Genomic DNA, 19,224 nt, shown 5'->3' with positions numbered 1-19,224 from the left:
GCCGTAACCCAGGAATGATTCCCTCAGATCCCGAGTCCCGCTTCGCTGCACCAGGCTACCATTTGAATATCAAAAAAATAGCGAAATCAACTAAACTTATATAAAAAAGAATGGTTTTTTTATTACTCTAAACCTAGTGGTTTTGCAAGCAAAGCCTAATATAAAGATTGAATTTAACACAAAAAAGCTTTAATATTTGCACGAAATTTCTAACGATATCATCATGAATAAGCAAGCAATAATTATTGGGATTTCTGGCCCTTCTGCATCAGGAAAAAGTCTTTTAGCGAATACTATTGTTAATGAGCTTGGCTCAGAACAAGTAGTGGTTATTTCTGAAGATGCTTACTATAAAGATAATGGACATTTGCCTTTCTCTGACAGAGAAAAAATTAACTACGATCATCCTGATTCTTTTGATCATTCTTTGCTTTGTGAACATTTACGTCAATTAAGAGATGGAAAGCCTGTTGAAATTCCAATTTATTCTCACTCCAAGCACATGCGTCTGCCTGAAACCAGAACAGTTGGCCAACATGCCATTATTATTCTTGAAGGCATTTTACTCTTTAGCGATAAAGAATTGCGAGAAATAATGGATATTCGAATTTTTATGTCTACGCCTCTGGACGTATGTTTAACCCGACGTTTAAAGAGAGATGTGGTTGAACGACATAGAACCTTTGAATCGGTAGTACATCAATATGAAACAACAGTACGTCCCATGTACTTGCAGTTTATTGAACCATCCAGTCGCTACGCCGACATCATTGTTCCTCGTGGAGGAGAAAACAGGATTGCTATTGAAATGATTCAAGCTAAGATGCGTGAATTGTTAGCGTCACACACTAATTAATTTGAGGAGAGAATGGTGGGATTTTTAGCAGGTAAAAAGGCACTTATTATTGGTCTGGCCAGTAATAGATCAATTGCTTACGGTATTGCCAAGGCATTTCATGAGCAAGGAGCTGAATTAGCATTTACTTATCAAAATGAACGTCTGAAAGAGCGCGTGGAATCAATGGCAGCAGAATTCAATTCCTCACTGACTTTTCCCTGCGACGTAGCCTATGATGAAGAAATCAAGGCTCTTTTTTCTAATCTTCGCACGCATTGGGATCATTTGGATGTCTTAATCCATTCCGTTGCATATGCCCCAGCAGATCAAATTAGTGGGGACTTCGTAGAATCCTGTACTCGTGAAGGTTTTAGGATCGCGCATGACATCAGTGCATACAGTCTAATCGGTTTAGCACAAGCAGCTTTACCCATGATGGAAGGCACTGAAGGCTCTCTTTTAACTTTATCATACTACGGCGCTGAAAAAGCAGTACCTAACTATAATGTTATGGGTGTAGCCAAGGCAAGCTTAGAGGCCTCTGTACGTTATTTAGCCTCGAGTCTAGGCAATAAAGGGATTCGTATCAATGCCATATCTGCAGGCCCCATCAAAACACTTGCTGCTGCTGGAATTAAAGATTTCCGTAAAATCCAAAATGCTTATGCCAACATTACGCCACTCCACCGAAATGTTACTATTGAGGAAGTAGGTAATACTGCAGCGTTTTTATGCTCTAATCTTGCTTCGGGTATTACTGGTGAAGTAGTACATGTAGATGCTGGCTATCATGCTGTCTCTACTATGAGCGAACTGAGTTAATCAACGTAACCGCTCACGTAATCGCATCAGATTGTAGCCTGGGTGCAGCGAAGCGGAACCCGGGATTTTAAATTACCAATTTTCCCGGTTCCGCTTCGCTGCACCCAGGCTACTATTCTATTTCATATTTCTAAGCTATTCTTTAACATACTTATTCTAAAAAAGATCATCATGTATCAAGTCGTCAGAGCTATTCTATATATTTGGACTTTCGTCATTACGAGTTCAAACGCAACAGCAGCTTCATTTTCTTTAGACAATTTAGTTAAAGTAACCTCAGAAAATGATACTCAATGCGTGCAATACTACCTCTATAAAGGTGCACTTTATTGTGATGCAACAAAAACTGATACGAAGACTGTAGATCCTGAAATAAAAAACTATGAACAATTAAAAATCGCATTTGATGATCGTCCTTGGCAAATGGCCTGGGGCAATAAAAATTCAATTGGAACAACAATTGAATACATCCCAGCAGGCGATAACATAAATGATTGGAATGAATTGGTTACAAGCCAGTTTTTCCCTGGATTACAGAAAAAGATGACGCTGAAACAATTCGCAAATACTATGGTTGAAAATGTAAAATCTTTAGGGTACCAACCTGTTGTGAATTACCTTGAAGATACGGAAGACAGAGTAATTCTTGAAATGAGAATAGAGAAACCACAAAACCAGGTTCAAGATGAATTGGAACTGTTTCTCAAAGATGACCAGGGCATTTATCTTTTGCACTATGTAATTAAAAAGGCAGATATGGGGAATGAAAATAGAGAAAAATGGCTGCAGAACTTAAAAAATAGCGTGAAATCAAAATAAGAACAAAAAACAGGGGTTAGACTTTAGGGGAATTGGGCTTAAGGTCTTGCGTTTCGATAGGTGTATCTTTTACACCCAAATTATTTTCCTGGTCTTCCAATTGCGCTGGGAGCCTTACTGGACCACCAACTAAAGTGTTACGAAGAGCGTCCATTTCATCTCTAGTATTGTTTGGATCATGAGTTATTTTCTCAATTTTTCTCAATTCTTTTGCAGTATCAATTGCATCAAAATCAAGATCAAGATCAGGATCAATCAACTTGTTGTCTACCTTTGGTTTTTCTTTTTCTGCATTTGCTTTAACCTGCTCCCATCTTTTAGAATTGCCCATAATATTCTCGAAAAAAATTTTACTTAAGAATATTATAGCATAATGCCCTATCTAATGGTGGAACAGGAGAAATTGATTACTCAATTTCTCCTGTATTTTTATATACCGCATCCAGTGCCTTTAATGACTCCAGCAAGGACTTCATTTTAGCCAAAGGCCAGCTATTGGGACCATCACTCAAGGCGTTATCCGGATCAGGGTGCGTTTCCATGAACAATCCTGAAATACCGGCAGCGACTGCGGCACGCGCAAGAACAGGAACAAATTCACGTTGTCCTCCAGAGACCCCATTATTTCCTCCTGGCAATTGTACGGAATGCGTTGCGTCATAAACAACAGGACATCCAGTTTCGCGCATGATGGCTAAAGAACGCATGTCTGAAACCAAATTGTTATACCCAAAACTCACACCACGTTCACACGCCATAATCTGTTCATTACCACATGCTTTTGCCTTGGTAATCACATGTTTCATTTCCCAGGGAGCAAGAAACTGCCCTTTTTTGATGTTAACCGGTTTATTCATTGATGCGACTTTCTGAATAAAATTGGTCTGCCTGCATAAAAAAGCCGGAGTTTGTAACACATCGACCACACTGGATACCTCCAGCAAGGGTGTGTCTTCATGAACATCAGTTAGAACTGGAACACCCACCTGATTTTTTACCTTTTCCAAAATGGACAATCCCTTTTCAAAACCAGGGCCTCTATAACTGGATATAGAAGAGCGGTTTGCTTTATCAAACGAGGATTTATAGATAAAAGGAATCTGCAATTGACTGCATATTTCTTTTAAATAACCGGCTGTTTCCAAAGCCAGTTCTTCACTCTCAATGACACAAGGTCCTGCAATTAAAAATAAAGGCTTATCTAAGCCTACTTCAAATCCACATAATTTCATTTTTGATTTGTTCCTTGATGTTTCGCACGCGCAGCAAGTACGAATTGTTTAAACAATGGATGGCTTGCTCTTGGAGTCGATGTAAACTCTGGATGAAATTGGCATGCCAAAAACCAGGGATGATCCGGTAACTCGACCATTTCAACTAAAGAATTATCTGCTGAGCGTCCAGAGATAATTAATCCATGTTCCACCAGGCTTTCAACATATTTATTATTGACTTCATAGCGGTGCCGATGACGCTCAATAATTTGTGGCTTCTCATAGACCTTTCGCGCTAACGTCCCTTCTTCCAATTGACACAATTGTGCTCCCAAACGCATTGTACCGCCTAAATCACCTTGTGCATCGCGAAGTTGTTTTGAGCCATCTGCATCCATCCACTCACTAATTAATCCAAGCACAGGATATGGAGTATCTTTATTAAATTCAGTGGAGTTCGCTTCTTTTAAACCCACAACATTTCTGGCAAATTCAATGACTGCTGTTTGCATTCCCAAGCAAATGCCCAGGAAAGGAACTTTATGCTCTCGGGCATATTGGATTGCTTTAATCTTGCCTTCAACACCACGCTCGCCAAAACCACCTGGAACAAGAATGGCATCGATACCCTCCAGAAGCGAAGCACCGTGTTTTTCAATTAACTCAGCATCCAAATAAACAATCTCAACTTTAGTTTGAGTATGAAGTCCCGCATGCAGTAAAGCTTCATTAATGGATTTATATGCATCATTCAATTCAATATATTTGCCCACCATAGCAATTTTTACCGTCATGGTTTGAACGGCTCTCATGGCCACCACACGATCCCATTCACTTAAATCGGCAGGCTTTACTTCAAGACCCAATTTTCTTACAACGATGTCATCGAGTCCGTGCTCATGTAATACTCTTGGAATTTGATAAATACTTGGCGCATCTTCAAGCGGAATAACTCCTTCTTTCTCTACATTGGTAAACAGTGCAATTTTAGCGCGATCAGCCATAGGCAAAGCTTTTTCCGAACGACAAATCAAAATATCAGGTTGGATACCAATAGAGCGTAATTCTTTCACTGAGTGTTGCGTTGGCTTTGTTTTTGTCTCACCTGAAGTAGCAATATAAGGGACTAAAGTAAGATGGATAAACAAGGTTCTCTGTGAGCCCAGTTCAATGCGCATTTGACGAATTGCTTCAAGAAACGGTAATGACTCGATGTCCCCTACAGTCCCGCCAATTTCCACCATCGCCACATCAAACCCATCGGCACCTAATTTGATGCATCGTTTGATCTCATTGGTTATATGGGGAATTACCTGAACTGTACCCCCTAAATAATCACCTCTTCTTTCTTTTTTAATAACGTTTTCATAAATTTTCCCTGAGGTAAAATTATTACGCTTTGTCATCGTTGTATTTACAAACCGCTCATAATGTCCCAAATCCAGATCCGTTTCTGCTCCATCATTGGTCACAAAAACTTCACCATGCTGGAATGGGCTCATAGTTCCAGGATCAACGTTAATATAGGGATCAAGCTTAATCAATGTTACTTTAAGACCACGCGCCTCAAGAACTGCAGCAAGCGACGCAGCGGCAATACCCTTTCCTAAGGAGGATACCACTCCACCTGTAATAAAAATAAAATTTGTCATAATTGACCCTATATCCTGCTAATTAAGTACTGTTCATCGAAAAATAGAAAACTCAGATTCTATTGTAGCCTGGTGCAGCACAGCGGAACCCGGGTTACGGCTGCGCCTAACCCAGGCTACAATACACCGTGGCTACAACGAGTCAAAATATCGACCTAATTTATCGCCAATAAATGTCCCAGTTTCTCTTTTTTAGTTTTTAAATATCTGTGACTTTCCTTAGTAGGTTCTATTTCTAAAGGCACTCTCTCCATAACCTTTATTCCATAACGATCCACAGCAGCAATTTTTGAGGGGTTATTGGTTAATAACCTTATTGCATCAATACCAAAATACTTGAGTATTTGATAGGCAATAGCATAATTTCTACTGTCAACAGGAAGACCTAGTTGATGATTCGCATCAACAGTATCCCAACCTTGCTCCTGCAAGGCATAAGCTTTTAGTTTATTCGCCAGGCCTATTCCGCGTCCTTCCTGACGTAAGTAAATTAAAACACCACCTTCAGCAGCAATCAATGCCAAAGATTTTTCCAATTGGTTGCCACAATCGCATTTACAGGAACCAAAAATATCACCTGTAATACATTCTGAATGAATACGCACCAAAGGCACTCGATTCGCAAATAGTGGCGGCTTTACCAAAGCAAAATGTTCTGCATCATCAAGTTCGTTTGCAAATACGGTCATATTAAAATCACCTTTATTTTGCAAAGGAATGCGTGTTGAAGCAGCAGCGCTAACTAACACTTCATGGCGAATTCGGTATTCTAGCAAATCTTTAATCGTTACCAGAGGAATATTATGTTTTTTGGAAAATGAAACCAATTCATCACGGCGGCTCATGGTACCATCTTCATTAATAATTTCACAAATCACTGCAGCAGGAGTTAAACCAGCAAGCCGTGCCAAGTCGACACTACCCTCTGTTTGACCTTGTCGCTCCAAAACGCCTTTTTTCTTAGCGCGTAAAGGAAAAATATGCCCTGGAGAAATGATATCAGCTGGACCGCTCTCTGGATGAATTGCGACTTTGATTGTTCGAGCTCTATCTTTAGCTGAAATCCCTGTTGATACACCCTCCGCTGCCTCTATGGATACAGTAAACGCTGTGCCATAAGGTGATTTATTATTTTGCGCCATCATTGGCAAGTGTAGTTTATCAATCAATTCATCAGCCATAGACAAGCAAATCAATCCACAACCATGACGAGACATAAAATTAATTGCTTCTGGCGTTGCATATTCTGCAGCAACGACCAGATCTCCTTCATTTTCCCTATCTTCATCATCCATTAAAATAACCATTTTACCGGCTTTTAGTGTTTCCACTGCGTGTTCTATTGTAGCTAATGAATACTTCATAACGCGACCTCATTTGATCCAGTGTTCATTTAATCCTCCTGCCAATCCAGACATGCTATCATATTGTCACCCATAGCATGCCAAGAAATAGTATGCGCTCGGTCAAATATCCCACTGTGCTGGTATGCTGAAATTGCATCGTGCTCCAAAATACTTGGAACGATATATAAATAAGTTCGATGAACTAACTTTTCCTGGTGCAGCGCACTAAAAAGAGCACCTCCGGCTTCAACCCAAACATCATGATATCCCAACTCCCCCAGATGGCCGATCACAGCACCTAAATCCATTGCTCCATTTTTCGTGGGCATTAAATGCAAAGTACTGTTGGGATAAGAAGCTTCCTGCTCATTACAATGATATATATGACAATGAGCTGCTGTGGAAAAAATTAGGGATTGTTGATTAAGACCCAACTGCCTATCGATAATTGCAACGGGTTTTTCCTGTTCTTTCTGGCCTAAACGCACATTCATCTTGGGATTATCCAGTTGTATTGTTCTGGCCGTAGTAAGAATTACATCTGTTGCAGCACGCATTTGATGGGTAAATTCCCCGCATTGAGTATTCGACAAAATAGCACGCTCTCCTACGGCACGGCCAATTTTACCATTCAATGTTTGTGCTATTTTTACCGTTACCCTTGGCATTTTGGTTAAAGTCCAGTAGGCGTAACTTTTATAAAATTCTGTAATTTCATCTACAGGATAATACGTTACCTTTATGCCATGGGCACGTAATTTATCCGAAGAATTATTTTTAGCTACTATTGGATTAGGATCTAAATAAGCAAAAACAACCTCTTCCACTCCATGATTAATAATTACATCGACACATGGCGGCGTTCTTCCCCAATGATTACAGGGTTCGAGCGAAATATATAGAGTAACCCCTGGCATTTTAGGGGGAATCTGTGTTAACAATAACTGTTCTGCATGCGGGGTCCCTGCACCTCTATGGCATGCCTGTGCTATAATAGTCCCATTTCGCACAGCAACAGCGCCAACGCAGGGATTGGGGGCGCAATGGCCTTGTCCAAGTCGGGCCTGTTCAAGTGCTGCGAGCAAAAACTTTTTGTGCATTGTTTTAGTACCTTTCTAAGATGCATAGTAACTGCTCACGTGCTAAATAGACGCCCTCCCAAGGATAGACCTCGAGATAACGAGAAGGGATGAGTAGTTACGATGCGTGAATGATAACAAATTATTCAATTTTTGAGTAGCCTAATGATTAAATTGAAAATTAAGAAAAACATCTGTTGGATGCTGTTAGCAACCTTTTTTGCTCAACCCTCTTTCTCTGCGGGGCTTTCCCCATATTCAACAAGTGAGTTGGAACAATTAGAAAAAGAATTCGTACAGCAAATCAATCAGTCGGAAAGTGTGGAGCGAAGTCCGTTGGCAAGCCAATACATTAATCGCATTGGGAAAAATCTTGCTCATGCGGGTCATATTAAAGCACCTGATTTCTTTATAGTAAAATCAAATGAAATCAATGCCTTTGCAGGCCCTGGAGGACATATAGGGATTAATTCACAGCTTATTTTAACCACAAGTAGTGAAAGTGAGCTTGCTGGAGTTATGGCCCATGAGATCGCGCATGTGCGTTTGCATCATCTCTACAGGATGATCGAACATCAAAAACAAATGCGTATCCCCATGCTTGCTTCCATACTGGCCTCTGCTGCTTTAGGTGTAATCAATCCCACAGTGGGGATGGCAGGAATGATGGGAGCCATGACAGGATTTTCCCAAGATAATATCAATTTTACCCGTTCTAAAGAAAAAGAAGCGGATAGAATTGGAATCGATATGCTGATTAAAGCAGGATATAACCCTCAGGGTATGGCCGCTTTTTTTAAAAAAATGCAGGAAAATTCTCGTTATTATTACACTGCAAATATACCTGCCATTTTACGCACTCACCCTCTTGATGGAGACAGGATCGCTGAATCAGAAAACCGAACCGCACAATTTTCGCACAAAAAATACACAGACTCTCTCGAATATCCATTAGTTAAAGAATTAGTTCGCACTTCTGTCATCCGCGATCCTAAAATACTACTTGATTATTATGAGCATCAATGTAACAAAAAAACTCCTGCGTATGCTTGTCAATATGGTCATGCTCTTGCTTTAATCAACAACAACAATTATGCAAAAGCAGCTGCAATTTTGACTCCTTTATTGGTACAAAATAACAATCTGTATTTTCAAATTGCTATGGCACAAACTGAAACAGGATTGTCCCAACATAAAGCGGCACTCTCCCGATTGGAGGAAATACAAGAAAATTACCCGGACAATTATGCGGCACTTATGGCATATGCCCAAGGTTTATTGGCTGCAAACCAACATGAAAAAGCAACAAGCATCCTGCTTAAAGGCAGTAGGAAATATAAACAAGATCTGGTTTTATGTCGCGAGTTAGCTCGAGCCCAAGCGCAATCGCATCAAAAAGGCTACGCCTATTTTACTCAGGCTCAGTGTTTGCTGCTTGAAGGACAAAAAAGAGCGGCGGTAGCTCAACTTAAAGTGGCCCGCAGTCTTGCAAAAAATGATTCTTATTTATTAGCGAGGATTTCTGCAAAAATTGATGAAATTGTAAATTAAAAGTAGCCTGGGTGCAGCGCAGCGGAACCCGGGTTTCGCTGCGCTGCACCCAGGCTACTTATACTGGCTTAATCTCGAAAATTCTCATACTGCAATGGCAATTTGATATCTGATTTTTTTAACAGCGCGATTGTTTCTTGCAAATCATCCCGTTTTTTACCGGTAACCCGAACTTTATCTCCCTGAATAGAGGCCTGAACTTTAGCTTTGGAGTCTTTAATACATTTCACGATGTCTTTAGCTGTTGGCTGATCTATTCCCTGCTTAAACGTCATATTCAAGGAATAAAATTTTCCACTGTGCACTGGTTCATCTTCTATATCCACTCCAGAAGCATCAAGATTACGTTTGCTGCAGTGATTACGGAATAAATCCTCTAATTGCCTGACCTGAAAGTCAGATTCAGCTCGTAATGTCACTGTCAGATCCTTAAGCTCTATACTTGATTCTACTCCTCGAAAATCAAAGCGAGTACCCATCTCACGCAAAGCATTATCCACAGCATTACGTAATTCAACCATATTTGTTTCAGAGACAATATCAAAAGAAGGCATAAGTTACTCGTTCAAGTTAAAAATGTAATTTAACAAAAAACAGAATGTTGCACCATATTTCCAAATGTCAATTTCTCTAATGTTGCATATTTGGGTAAAGAATGTTATCAAATTAATTGGTTCAAAAATATTCTATTTAGTTACCAACCGTACAATAACGTTCAGGTTATTCTATCTCAAGGAGTGAGAAGTATGGCAAAGGAAAAAAGGGAGTATTACACCTCATATCAACCCCAACAGCATCAATCTCGTTTTTGGGTCCATTCAGAATCCTGTTATACTGAGGAAGAATTAGAACAAAGAACTTGGATTCTTAAAACGCGCAGTAACTCAGGAATTCATCCTGATTACTTATCAAACCCAAGCTCCTGGTTCGCTGATGACTCCCAGGCCTTAATCAATACTTATGAGCGTTCCTGGTTTTACTCTAATTCATTCAAGCCCCGCCACGTTTTAACCCGGGATGACTTTCATGTCCAGCCTATTGATAGCCAGCGTCTCCAATGGTCTGCTTTATATGACTTAATGCAAAAAACCGGAGATTATTTATTATTAAGAAATCAGGCATTACCCCAAAATCATTTAAATCAGCCCATGAATTTTTTCTTATTGGATCTAAACCATATTCTGAAAGGAATAAGTCAAAACTCAAATATTAAACAAACAAGAGACCAATTGGAGCATGTCACCCGTTACGTACGTACCATTGAAAAAAACATTTCTCCCTTTGCAGGCTCGGATCGACTCTTTTTAGCTAATTTCCGAGGCACAATTGAGGATGAAATCCACCCACAGCTAACGCATAGGATTGAATCACAATTATTAAGAGATCGCCTCAGTGAATTATCAAAAACCATTGAGCAATTATCCACTGAGCGCAACAGAATATTACATTTTGCTCTGAACACGAATCAGGTAAATCCCCACCCTTATACCTTCGCAATCGATAAACCTGCTGATTTAAAAGCATATCCCACTCAAGCAGTAAAAGAATGTGGGAAAATTTCAACTGCTGTCGTAGAAAGCCCTGTATCTGTATTGCAGTTAACTGGTAAAGAACTTAAAGATTGTCCCGATTTCCAGTTAATAAACATGCAGGATAAAGTGTTAGATCATTATGCCAAAGCCATAACTGATTTAAATGAGCTCAACCAGTTTCAAAAAGTTATTACTCAAACAATGGACCTCTTGGGACAAGCAGGTGAAGTGTATACAGTTTTTCAATTTAAGGAGCAACTTTCTTTATTATTGAAGCAAATTGAACATTTTATTGATGAATCATCTTCTCATATTGAAGAAATTATTCATGCAAATACGCTTGCTTATCATAAAGCGATTCATGAGGAACAAAATTTATCGTTTCTAAAGAAATGGTTAACATCTGAGCAAGAAAAGTTAAACACATTTATAGGAAATCAAGATACTTTAGCACAATTTCCATCAACCGCGGCCGAGCTTGCAAAAACCAATCAAGTACTGAAGCAACAGGTAAATTACGTTATTGGTCATTTAAATGGCCCTAAAGTAAAAAGCACTGACTTCGCAACACTTGCTGAACAAGCACAGGAGCTAAATGTATTGATGGAATCGATGCATCGCTGGATCACATTCCAATATACACTCAAAGGTCTGGCTCCACCAAAAGAACCGGAAAAATTGGAATTATTACCCCAGCCAAGATCGCGACAAAAAGCGCATCAACCATCAAAATTACGTCCATCCTTCTTTGAATCAAACAAATCCCCATCAGGAACCGGTGATTGTTTACCCAACTGGACTTATGAACCAGCAGTATGTCCTGTACTTCCAGAGCAACCACAAGCTATTGCAGTCTGCAGCGATCAGGATATGGCTGTATGCCGAGCACCAGAACAAGAAACATCTTATGCCGGTATTTACTTAGGTTTAATTGTTTTAATTCCTGTTGGACTACTTGCTCTCTATCTAGTATATCAAGCACTCAATAAACCCGAACCCAAAGTGAAAACTCTAGGAAATAAAGATGAATATGAGGGAATAAAAACTCAATTAGATGACTTTATTGTAACAATTCAAAGAGATGAACGCATGAGTGATTCCGAGATAAAGTGTCTCTTTGAAGTGTATATTGAAAGATACGATGAGTTAAACAAACAAGCGCAAAAGGAAATTTATGATATGGGAGAATTAAGAGAATTATATGAAGACATAAAATGCTTCTATGATGATTACGCTCCTAAATCACCAACTTCTCTTACTTGTTAACTGGAATTTATCTTAGCCGGTTCTCAAATCGGCTAAGATTTCTGATAAACTTTCCTCAAAACTTAATACATGGTTGAGTCACACATGTGCTCATTATTGGATGCAACAACTATAATTAGGTTATTTAACATATCAATTTAATTTTCTTCTCGTATTATTTTTTTTCGAATAGCGGGAAAGATAAACTACGGCGAGAAAGAGTTGTGAACGCATTTAAAAATAATTTTCAATCCTTATTACGCTTAGCTATTCCACTAATTCTCACCGGATTATTGCAATCTTCTGTTTACTTTTTTATAACCATATTCTTAGCTCGTGTTAGCCAGGATGCATTAGCAGCGGGTTCACTGGTTGCCTGGCTATTTGGGACGTTTAACATCATTGTTATCGGTATATTAAATGCGATTAATGTCTTAGTGGCTCATCGACATGGTGCTCAAGATGAACATGGAATTTGTTTAGTGTTTCGAGATGGATTTTGGTTAGCCTGTATCTTGACCATCCCTGCATGTTATTTCTTTTGGCATATTTCTCCCATGCTCTTGTATCTTGGCCAAAACCAAGCTTTAGTGAAACTAACCGAATCTTATTTGCATGCGCTTACATGGGGATTATTCGCAAACTTTATTACTGTGGTACTCATGGAATTTGTTATAGGACTTGGCAAAACTCGTCTTGCATTGTTCTTTAGTGCGCTGAATGTCTCTTTGAACATTTTGTTTAGTTTTGCTCTGATTTTTGGAAAATTTGGCTTGCCAGCCATGGGGGTTGCTGGTGCAGGTTGGGGTACAACTATAGGTTTGTGGGTTACTGTATTATTTTTCTCTTGGTATATTTTTACAAATAAAAACTATAAACCCTATACTCGCCTACTCTTTACTTACGTCAAGCCATTTTATTTGATTGAGCTACTCAAAATTGGGACTCCTTTAGGAATAATGTATTGCGTTGAAATTGGCTTTTTCTTTGTTTTGATTTTAATTATGGGTTCGCTTGGTAATCAATTGTTGGCAGCCAATCAAATCACATTACAATATTTATGTATTTTAACGTCTATTATTTTTTCAATAGCCCAGGCAATCACTGTACGCATGGGGCATTTATTGGGGGAAGGCGATGTAATTACTGCAAAACATGTAGGTTACATCGGCACTTTTACCTCTGTTATTTTTATGTTTAGCGCTGCACTTATTTATTGGTTTTTTCCTAAATTACTTATTGCTATTGATTTTGATATTCATGATCCTGGTAACCAGGAAATGTTACATTTTGCAATCCAACTTCTGGCAGTGAGTGCCGTATTTCAAATATTCGAATCAGCCCGTATCTCGCTATTTGGCGCTTTACGTGCATTAAAAGATACGCGTTATACCTTAATCATTTCGCTGATTAGCTTTTGGGGAATTGCGTTACCTATAGGTTACTTGTTTGCAATTCCTCTGCAATGGGGAGGCATTGGCCTCTGGTGGGGGATGTCATTAGGTGCAGTTATCAGTGTTTTATTGCTCTATTGGCGGTTTAATTTTAAAATGGAGCATTATCAACCAAAAATTGGATAAATCTTGAAAAGACCTGTTTTATTTTTTATTTTTCTAATAGCATCTTATTCAACGTTTGCTTTAAATAATGCAGAACTAAAATCCTATAAGTATACTTTCTCAAAAAAAGAAAATTTTAAGGTCTCTTTCGCTGATTATCCTATAGGCGAAGAAAAATTCTTTGAACTCCAATTTAAAAACGATGCTAAATTACCTCATGAAATTAACACGTCCCTTCATGGATTAAAAATATCTGGTAATAATCATAGTGATGATTTATTCATGTATGCTTATAAAAAAATAAAGGATTTAAAACCCAATACAACCTACCAAGTCAGCTTTTCTTTAGAATTTGCCTCGAATGCTCCCGAGGGTTCTATAGGTTCAGGAGGTTCGCCAGGTGATTCAGTCTACGTAAAAATTGGGGCTGTATCTCACAAACCTCAACGATATGTGGATGACTCTAATCATTACAGAATCAATTTGGATAAAGGAAATCAAGCTCTTGATGGAAAAGATATGATCACTATTGGATCCATAGGGGTAGACACTGCAAATTCTATTTACCGATTAAAGACATTGCCTTACTTACCTTCTGAAGAAATACAAAGCAAGCTCGCTAACTATACAACTCGAACTAATAATAAAGGTGAGGTATGGTTAGTTCTCGGTACGGACTCTGGATTTGAAAGTACAACTACAATTTTTTATACCAATTTATTTGCAACATTCAAAGAGCTGACTAAGGAATCAAAATAAATTTCTTTTACCCCACTTTAAAACGCCCCCAAAATATAGGTTCGGTTCTGTAACTAGGCCGCCTATATATATTTGGGGTCATTTCATTAACCAAAATAAACTTTATACAATAAAAATAGACCAATGATTAATGTAATTACTCCACTTGTGATAAACACTTCCGATTTATTTATCATTTTATCCCAAACTTTATACACAGTATCTGGACAATAGAGCCTAAATAAGCCGCCAATGAGTATTAGCCAGGAAAAGACAGTCACTATAACTGGCCAACCCATTACCCATACGTTATGGCTCAGAACCATTAATAATCCAATTATTAATGTGATTGTACCAACAACTAACATGAGAGCCCGTTGTCCCATCAATTCTTTCATGGCGGTGACTACAACTTCACGTCGTACAAGTAAAAGCAAACTCACAATTACCAAATACCAACCGAGTACGGAAGCTAAAAAATTGGTATACATAACAAACTCCTGAAACATCTCCCCTATATAAATTATAGTGCAATATATCCTTGAATAACGTGGTGAAACAGATAAAAAAAGCTAAACTTATATATATATGATGTTTGGATCAAAGGATTCTTAAAATGAGTGAGCAATTTACTGCAAATGTCTACTGTAAGGAAGAAAGAATCGCGACCCAAACAGGAAACGATATTGATCAGCTTTATACCTGGATGTTAATTCAAGTCAATGGACACTTTGATGATATCCGCGGTGAGATTATCGACAATCAGACAAATAACACCGTCAGGACATTTCGCAAAGCATCCATAGAGTAATGCAAGAGTTTCATACTGTTTCATAACAACGAGAATCATCAATTAAATTTATATGTTAACTTCCATATCAAAATGCTTATTATTTTTCTGATCAGTGATGCGAACTATTAATAATCTATTCCTATTTACTCAATGTTTCATCTTTGATAAAAATTAAATGTGCTGTAATTCTTGGCAGATTGCCTTAATTTTTTTTACAAGGATGAAATTATGTTTTATAAAGAAGAAAGTTCAAAAAAAGAGAACGAAGGGAATGAAGTAAAAATCTTTCTTGAGAATTCTATGGAGTTTCAAAAAATGAAGGTTATTGCTAATAAACCAGGTATGGAAGATGCTAAAAGACATATTTCATACTTGGAGCAATGCAAATCGTTTTATGAACTAAAACAAGCATGCAGTGATAAAGGTGATATTGAAAATAATGATAACATTGTTGTGTACAATATGGGACGAAACAATGTAAATACTATGCTGTATGCATTTGGATTTTTTTCAGATCATGCTAATTTTACTTATTATGAGTTGCATTTGTACGAAAGCATTACTTATTCAGGCCCAAGGCTGTAAGGATACGGGTCAAAATAGGTCACTTAACAGCTTCAATGTCATTTAAACCTTTGTAGTGTATAAGTTGTAGGCATTGTTTATAGAAAATTATTTCGCATCAAAAAAACAAAAACTCAGCCATATTTTGTTCAATTGTAAGGAAGTTAGGTTCATGTGGGATCGTTGGTTCGGTTGCACGTTGTATAAGACCCCTGATCCCATAAAGAGCCAAAAAGAATTATTGACTCAGAAAAAGAAGTACTTACAATGAATCCCTTAATTTTAAAAGTACATTAAGGATAGTCATGAGTGCAACAGAAAAAACTTCATCATTTAATCTGTTTTGGTTGCTTAACTACATTTCTATTGCATCAGTTTCAGCGGCCATCATCACCCCCGCTTTACCAAAAATCCAAATTGAATATGCATTAAGTCCCGGCATTATTGAGTGGATAGTCTCGGCATTTTTGATTGGTTACGTAGTGGGTCAATTGGTTTATGGACCACTTGCTAATCGATTTGGCCGTTTAAAAGCATTACGCATAGGCCTCGTGATTAACCTGATTGGGCTTGTTGTATGTTTGCTCGCATTGCAGCAAGAAAGCTTTGGATTACTTGTAGGCGGACGCCTAATCACTGCCCTGGGTTCTGCCAGTGGACTTGCCTGTACCTTCATGTTAATTAATGAATGGTTACCTGAAACACAACGCAAAACGGCCATGGCTTATTCAGTTTTGTCCTTTGCTCTGGGTATCGGTATCGCTGTAGTCATAGGTGGAGTAATTACTGAATTTCTTCATTGGCAAGGATGTTTTTGGATTTTACTTGTACATGGTTTAATAATGCTGTGGGGAACTTGTATATTTAGTGAAACATTGATTCACCCTAAATCAATAGATGTCATGACTATTGTTCGCGATTATTATGCTGCGCTTGCCTCTACGAAATTGGTAATTTTTTCATTAGTAGTCGGTTGCTGCTCTGCAATATCCTACTGCTTTTCTGCTGCTGGTCCTCAAATTTCAGAAGAAATATTGAAGCTCTCGGCAGCTGAGTATGGGTATTGGAATATCCTTAACATTATTGGGATGCTCTTAGGTGGATTATTAGCCAAGCGATTGCTCGCTCGTTTTTCAGCAAACCAACTCATCACTATTGGTTTTCTTGGCGTAGCCGGAGGAATAATTAATTTATTAATCATGTGGTATTTTGGAAGTCAATCCTCATTATGGTTTTTTCTTATTACAGCCAGCTTATATTTATTTAGCAGTTTTTTATTTTCCGGAGGCTCGTTTGTTGCTTCCAATGCACTTAAGGACAAAGCCAGCGCTGCAGCCATGATGAGTTTTGTTAACATGTGTTTTGCAACACTCAGTGTCATCGTGATGGGCTATTTGATGGCCAATCCTTTATTAAGTTTTATTATCGTTGTAAGTCTTATTTGGTTACTTGTCATTGCGCTATTATTAATAAAAGTCCCAAAGACCAATAATATAGTGTTGTTATCTGGAGATGCAGATTAACTCTATAATTGAAGCAGGAGGCAACCATGTCGCATGACCATATACCCCAATCATTACAAAATTTTTTGGATTTGACCAATACAAGACCGGCTATTTTTATCCCCGAGGAAGTACGTGATCTGGCTGAAAAGACAGCAGAAGCTTTTGCTCTACCTAAATTATTTGTCCCCCTGATCAGCAACCCAGTGCTTCAGCTCGCTGATCATGAGATAGCGACACGAATTTATCATCCTGCCCCACAAAAAAAATTACCCTTACTTATTTATTTTCATGGCGGCGGACATTTATCAGGAAGCATAGAAACTCATGATGCGCTTTGTCGGCGAATTGCTGTTGCCAGTAACTCTGTAGTTCTTTCTGTGGGATACCGTTTGGCTCCAGAGTTTCCATATCCAGCAGGATTACTCGACTGTATGGCAGTTTTTGAACAAAGAGTTGAGCTACTTAACGAGTTTCAAGTGAATATGGAGCATGTCTTTTTAGCGGGCGATAGTGCTGGAGGCAATTTGGCACTTTCTGTATGTCATCAAATGAAAGAATGTGGTGATCTCGCAATTAAAGGATTAGTATTAATTTATCCTTCAGTTGATTTCTCCATGAACTATGAATCATATCAACGTAATGGAGAAGGATTTTTACTCACACGAGAAAAAGTTAAATGGTATTTTGACAATTATTTCAAAAATGGCGGCAATCGAACTCAGGCATCACCAATGTATTTTAAACATTTGGAATTATTGCCACCCTGCTATATTGCAGCTGCTGAATACGATCCTTTATTTGACGAAGCAATTGCCTTTGCAAAAAAAATAAAAACTTTAGGAGTTTCCGTTGAATTAGAAGAATTTAAGGGAATGATCCATGTTTTTGCCCAACTTGAAATATTTGTACCCGATCAGGTTGCTCGACTGGTTGAATCCATAGAGCATTTTCTCAAGTCACATTCTGTGTAGCCTGGGTGCAGCGCAGCGAAACCTGGGTTATGGCTTTACCTTCACCCGGGCTACATTTAAATCTGCTTAAAAAGTATCAAAGCCTTCATATTCTTGCCAATTGAGTTTTTCATAAGTACACTCTTCTACAACAGCAAGCTGCGGTCCCTCCTGCAACCATGCATAAAATAATTTCAGATTTTCAACTGTCCCACAAGCTAATACTTCTACGCGTCCGTCATCCAGATTTTGCGCCCAACCCGTGATACCCAGTTTCTTCGCCTCTCTTTGTGCTGAAGCGCGATACCATACTCCTTGAACTTTTCCCGAGATGTAACATCTCATACATGCTTGATTCATCATAAAATTTCTTGTTGGTTTTTGGGTAAATAAAGTTTATCTTATTTTATAGGGTCTGTTTTGATTTCGCTAGTTTGAGCCAAAATAACTTGAATTTCGAGTACCGAAGTAATATGTGAGCATCGGGACGCAGAAAATCAAATCATTTTTGGTCAAGATAGTAGAAAGGAGCTAAAAATGGCAATATGGTTTAAAAAAGACATTACACTAGAAGATCTCAATCAATTTGGAAAGAATACGATGTCTGAATTTCTGGGCATTAAGTTTATTGAAATTGGTGACGATTTTTTAAAAGCAACCATGCCTGTAAACGCACGAACCAAACAGCCTATAGGGATTCTTCATGGTGGTGCCAATGTTGCATTATCCGAAACAGTAGCCAGTACTGCAGCAAACGCCATTATTGATCTCAATCAATTTTTTTGTGTCGGCTTGGAAATTAATGCCAATCATATTCATTCAGTTAAAGAAGGTGAAGTTACAGCAATCGCCTCACCTCTGCATCTGGGACGTTCTACTCAAGTTTGGCAAGTTAAGATTTTTAATGAAAAAGGAAAACTAACCTGTATTTCAAGAATGACTGCTTCGGTAATAAACCGACCTAAGGAGTAAAATAGTCTGTTTGTTTGAACATTATGATACAATAAACTGCATTTG

General features: G+C 38.4%; 20 protein-coding genes. 12 read left to right on the top strand and 8 right to left on the bottom strand.

Features of this window, described 5'->3' with window-relative positions; all coding sequences use genetic code 11:
• The first annotated feature begins 223 nt into the window (after positions 1 to 223).
• From udk to Lani_RS17730, 3 genes are all read left to right on the top strand, one after another.
• Positions 224 to 856 (top strand): uridine kinase, encoded by a 633-nt coding sequence (udk, locus tag Lani_RS17740; RefSeq protein ID WP_019235435.1) that lies wholly within the window; start codon positions 224 to 226, stop codon positions 854 to 856.
• Between the two features lie 12 nt (positions 857 to 868).
• Positions 869 to 1,660, top strand: a complete 792-nt coding sequence (locus tag Lani_RS17735) for an enoyl-ACP reductase FabI (RefSeq protein WP_019235436.1) — start codon at positions 869 to 871, stop codon at positions 1,658 to 1,660.
• 171 nt (positions 1,661 to 1,831) lie between these two features.
• A complete protein-coding gene (locus tag Lani_RS17730; protein ID WP_019235437.1) occupies positions 1,832 to 2,479 on the top strand; it encodes a hypothetical protein in 648 nt (215 codons plus the stop codon).
• Between the two features lie 16 nt (positions 2,480 to 2,495).
• Here Lani_RS17730 and Lani_RS17725 read toward each other — a convergent pair whose 3' ends face one another.
• The 5 genes from Lani_RS17725 to ribD all read right to left on the bottom strand — a co-directional run bounded on the left by Lani_RS17725 (position 2,496) and on the right by ribD (position 7,791).
• Positions 2,496 to 2,810 (bottom strand): hypothetical protein, encoded by a 315-nt coding sequence (locus tag Lani_RS17725; RefSeq protein ID WP_019235438.1) that lies wholly within the window; start codon positions 2,808 to 2,810, stop codon positions 2,496 to 2,498.
• A 76-nt stretch (positions 2,811 to 2,886) separates the two neighbouring features.
• The gene (gene kdsA, locus Lani_RS17720) at positions 2,887 to 3,711 is read right to left on the bottom strand and encodes a 3-deoxy-8-phosphooctulonate synthase (RefSeq protein WP_019235439.1); all 825 of its coding nucleotides are present in this window, start codon (positions 3,709 to 3,711) and stop codon (positions 2,887 to 2,889) included.
• Positions 3,708 to 5,345 carry a CTP synthase gene (locus Lani_RS17715; protein WP_019235440.1) on the bottom strand — a complete coding sequence of 546 codons (1,638 nt, stop codon included), beginning with the start codon at positions 5,343 to 5,345 and terminating at the stop codon, positions 3,708 to 3,710. The genes kdsA and Lani_RS17715 overlap by 4 nt, the downstream gene beginning before the upstream one ends.
• A 155-nt stretch (positions 5,346 to 5,500) precedes the next feature.
• A complete protein-coding gene (locus tag Lani_RS17710; RefSeq protein WP_019235441.1) occupies positions 5,501 to 6,709 on the bottom strand; it encodes a bifunctional 3,4-dihydroxy-2-butanone-4-phosphate synthase/GTP cyclohydrolase II in 1,209 nt (402 codons plus the stop codon).
• A 29-nt stretch (positions 6,710 to 6,738) separates the two neighbouring features.
• Complete coding sequence (gene ribD / locus Lani_RS17705) at positions 6,739 to 7,791, bottom strand: bifunctional diaminohydroxyphosphoribosylaminopyrimidine deaminase/5-amino-6-(5-phosphoribosylamino)uracil reductase RibD (protein ID WP_019235442.1); 1,053 nt, start codon at positions 7,789 to 7,791, stop codon at positions 6,739 to 6,741.
• 144 nt (positions 7,792 to 7,935) lie between these two features.
• On the opposite strand from ribD, the gene Lani_RS17700 reads away from it, so the two are divergent.
• Complete coding sequence (locus Lani_RS17700; protein ID WP_019235443.1) at positions 7,936 to 9,321, top strand: M48 family metalloprotease; 1,386 nt, start codon at positions 7,936 to 7,938, stop codon at positions 9,319 to 9,321.
• A gap of 68 nt (positions 9,322 to 9,389) precedes the next feature.
• On the opposite strand, the gene Lani_RS17695 is transcribed toward Lani_RS17700, so the two are convergent.
• Positions 9,390 to 9,875: a YajQ family cyclic di-GMP-binding protein gene (locus tag Lani_RS17695; protein ID WP_019235444.1), complete on the bottom strand. Its 486-nt coding sequence runs from the start codon at positions 9,873 to 9,875 to the stop codon at positions 9,390 to 9,392.
• A gap of 192 nt (positions 9,876 to 10,067) precedes the next feature.
• Here Lani_RS17695 and Lani_RS17690 point away from each other — a divergent pair, with 192 nt between their 5' ends.
• From Lani_RS17690 to Lani_RS17680, 3 genes are all read left to right on the top strand, one after another.
• On the top strand, positions 10,068 to 12,119 hold the full coding sequence (locus tag Lani_RS17690; RefSeq protein ID WP_019235445.1) for a hypothetical protein: 2,052 nt from the start codon (positions 10,068 to 10,070) through the stop codon (positions 12,117 to 12,119).
• A gap of 203 nt (positions 12,120 to 12,322) precedes the next feature.
• A complete protein-coding gene (locus tag Lani_RS17685; protein WP_019235446.1) occupies positions 12,323 to 13,678 on the top strand; it encodes an MATE family efflux transporter in 1,356 nt (451 codons plus the stop codon).
• A 3-nt stretch (positions 13,679 to 13,681) separates the two neighbouring features.
• Positions 13,682 to 14,416, top strand: coding sequence for a hypothetical protein (locus Lani_RS17680; RefSeq protein WP_223499425.1), 735 nt, complete (start codon positions 13,682 to 13,684; stop codon positions 14,414 to 14,416).
• A gap of 86 nt (positions 14,417 to 14,502) precedes the next feature.
• On the opposite strand, the gene Lani_RS17675 is transcribed toward Lani_RS17680, so the two are convergent.
• The gene (locus Lani_RS17675) at positions 14,503 to 14,886 is read right to left on the bottom strand and encodes a hypothetical protein (RefSeq protein WP_019235447.1); all 384 of its coding nucleotides are present in this window, start codon (positions 14,884 to 14,886) and stop codon (positions 14,503 to 14,505) included.
• Positions 14,887 to 15,011: 125 nt separating this feature from the next.
• On the opposite strand from Lani_RS17675, the gene Lani_RS17670 reads away from it, so the two are divergent.
• From Lani_RS17670 to Lani_RS17655, 4 genes are all read left to right on the top strand, one after another.
• On the top strand, positions 15,012 to 15,206 hold the full coding sequence (locus tag Lani_RS17670) for a hypothetical protein (RefSeq protein WP_019235448.1): 195 nt from the start codon (positions 15,012 to 15,014) through the stop codon (positions 15,204 to 15,206).
• 210 nt (positions 15,207 to 15,416) lie between these two features.
• Positions 15,417 to 15,773 (top strand): hypothetical protein, encoded by a 357-nt coding sequence (locus Lani_RS17665; protein ID WP_019235449.1) that lies wholly within the window; start codon positions 15,417 to 15,419, stop codon positions 15,771 to 15,773.
• Between the two features lie 284 nt (positions 15,774 to 16,057).
• Positions 16,058 to 17,275 carry an MFS transporter gene (locus Lani_RS17660; protein ID WP_019235450.1) on the top strand — a complete coding sequence of 406 codons (1,218 nt, stop codon included), beginning with the start codon at positions 16,058 to 16,060 and terminating at the stop codon, positions 17,273 to 17,275.
• Positions 17,276 to 17,301: 26 nt separating this feature from the next.
• A complete protein-coding gene (locus tag Lani_RS17655) occupies positions 17,302 to 18,228 on the top strand; it encodes an alpha/beta hydrolase (protein ID WP_058388732.1) in 927 nt (308 codons plus the stop codon).
• Between the two features lie 66 nt (positions 18,229 to 18,294).
• Here the strand turns inward: Lani_RS17655 and Lani_RS17650 are convergent, their stop codons facing one another.
• Entirely contained in the window at positions 18,295 to 18,570 is a 276-nt protein-coding gene (locus Lani_RS17650) for an acylphosphatase (protein ID WP_019235453.1), read from the bottom strand.
• A gap of 174 nt (positions 18,571 to 18,744) precedes the next feature.
• Here Lani_RS17650 and Lani_RS17645 point away from each other — a divergent pair, with 174 nt between their 5' ends.
• Positions 18,745 to 19,179: a hotdog fold thioesterase gene (locus tag Lani_RS17645; RefSeq protein WP_019235454.1), complete on the top strand. Its 435-nt coding sequence runs from the start codon at positions 18,745 to 18,747 to the stop codon at positions 19,177 to 19,179.
• Positions 19,180 to 19,224: the final 45 nt, after the last annotated feature.

The sequence above is a fragment of the Legionella anisa genome (assembly GCF_001467525.1).
Classification (GTDB): domain Bacteria; phylum Pseudomonadota; class Gammaproteobacteria; order Legionellales; family Legionellaceae; genus Legionella; species Legionella anisa.
The sequence above is the reverse complement of the archived record's forward strand: the minus strand, read 5'-3'. Positions and strand labels throughout refer to the sequence as shown.

Excerpts from the sequence above, each read along its gene's own strand:
- Lani_RS17645 (WP_019235454.1), top strand. The coding sequence starts at position 18,745 with ATGGCAATATGGTTTAAAAAAGACATTACACTAGAAGATCTCAATCAA.
- Lani_RS17715 (WP_019235440.1), bottom strand. The coding sequence starts at position 5,345 with ATGACAAATTTTATTTTTATTACAGGTGGAGTGGTATCCTCCTTAGGA.
- Lani_RS17700 (WP_019235443.1), top strand. The coding sequence starts at position 7,936 with ATGATTAAATTGAAAATTAAGAAAAACATCTGTTGGATGCTGTTAGCA.
- Lani_RS17710 (WP_019235441.1), bottom strand. The coding sequence starts at position 6,709 with ATGAAGTATTCATTAGCTACAATAGAACACGCAGTGGAAACACTAAAA.
- Lani_RS17670 (WP_019235448.1), top strand. The coding sequence starts at position 15,012 with ATGAGTGAGCAATTTACTGCAAATGTCTACTGTAAGGAAGAAAGAATC.
- Lani_RS17735 (WP_019235436.1), top strand. The coding sequence starts at position 869 with ATGGTGGGATTTTTAGCAGGTAAAAAGGCACTTATTATTGGTCTGGCC.
- Lani_RS17690 (WP_019235445.1), top strand. The coding sequence starts at position 10,068 with ATGGCAAAGGAAAAAAGGGAGTATTACACCTCATATCAACCCCAACAG.
- Lani_RS17665 (WP_019235449.1), top strand. The coding sequence starts at position 15,417 with ATGTTTTATAAAGAAGAAAGTTCAAAAAAAGAGAACGAAGGGAATGAA.
- kdsA (WP_019235439.1), bottom strand. The coding sequence starts at position 3,711 with ATGAAATTATGTGGATTTGAAGTAGGCTTAGATAAGCCTTTATTTTTA.
- Lani_RS17695 (WP_019235444.1), bottom strand. The coding sequence starts at position 9,875 with ATGCCTTCTTTTGATATTGTCTCTGAAACAAATATGGTTGAATTACGT.
- Lani_RS17675 (WP_019235447.1), bottom strand. The coding sequence starts at position 14,886 with ATGTATACCAATTTTTTAGCTTCCGTACTCGGTTGGTATTTGGTAATT.
- Lani_RS17655 (WP_058388732.1), top strand. The coding sequence starts at position 17,302 with ATGTCGCATGACCATATACCCCAATCATTACAAAATTTTTTGGATTTG.
- udk (WP_019235435.1), top strand. The coding sequence starts at position 224 with ATGAATAAGCAAGCAATAATTATTGGGATTTCTGGCCCTTCTGCATCA.
- Lani_RS17725 (WP_019235438.1), bottom strand. The coding sequence starts at position 2,810 with ATGGGCAATTCTAAAAGATGGGAGCAGGTTAAAGCAAATGCAGAAAAA.
- Lani_RS17650 (WP_019235453.1), bottom strand. The coding sequence starts at position 18,570 with ATGATGAATCAAGCATGTATGAGATGTTACATCTCGGGAAAAGTTCAA.
- ribD (WP_019235442.1), bottom strand. The coding sequence starts at position 7,791 with ATGCACAAAAAGTTTTTGCTCGCAGCACTTGAACAGGCCCGACTTGGA.
- Lani_RS17660 (WP_019235450.1), top strand. The coding sequence starts at position 16,058 with ATGAGTGCAACAGAAAAAACTTCATCATTTAATCTGTTTTGGTTGCTT.
- Lani_RS17730 (WP_019235437.1), top strand. The coding sequence starts at position 1,832 with ATGTATCAAGTCGTCAGAGCTATTCTATATATTTGGACTTTCGTCATT.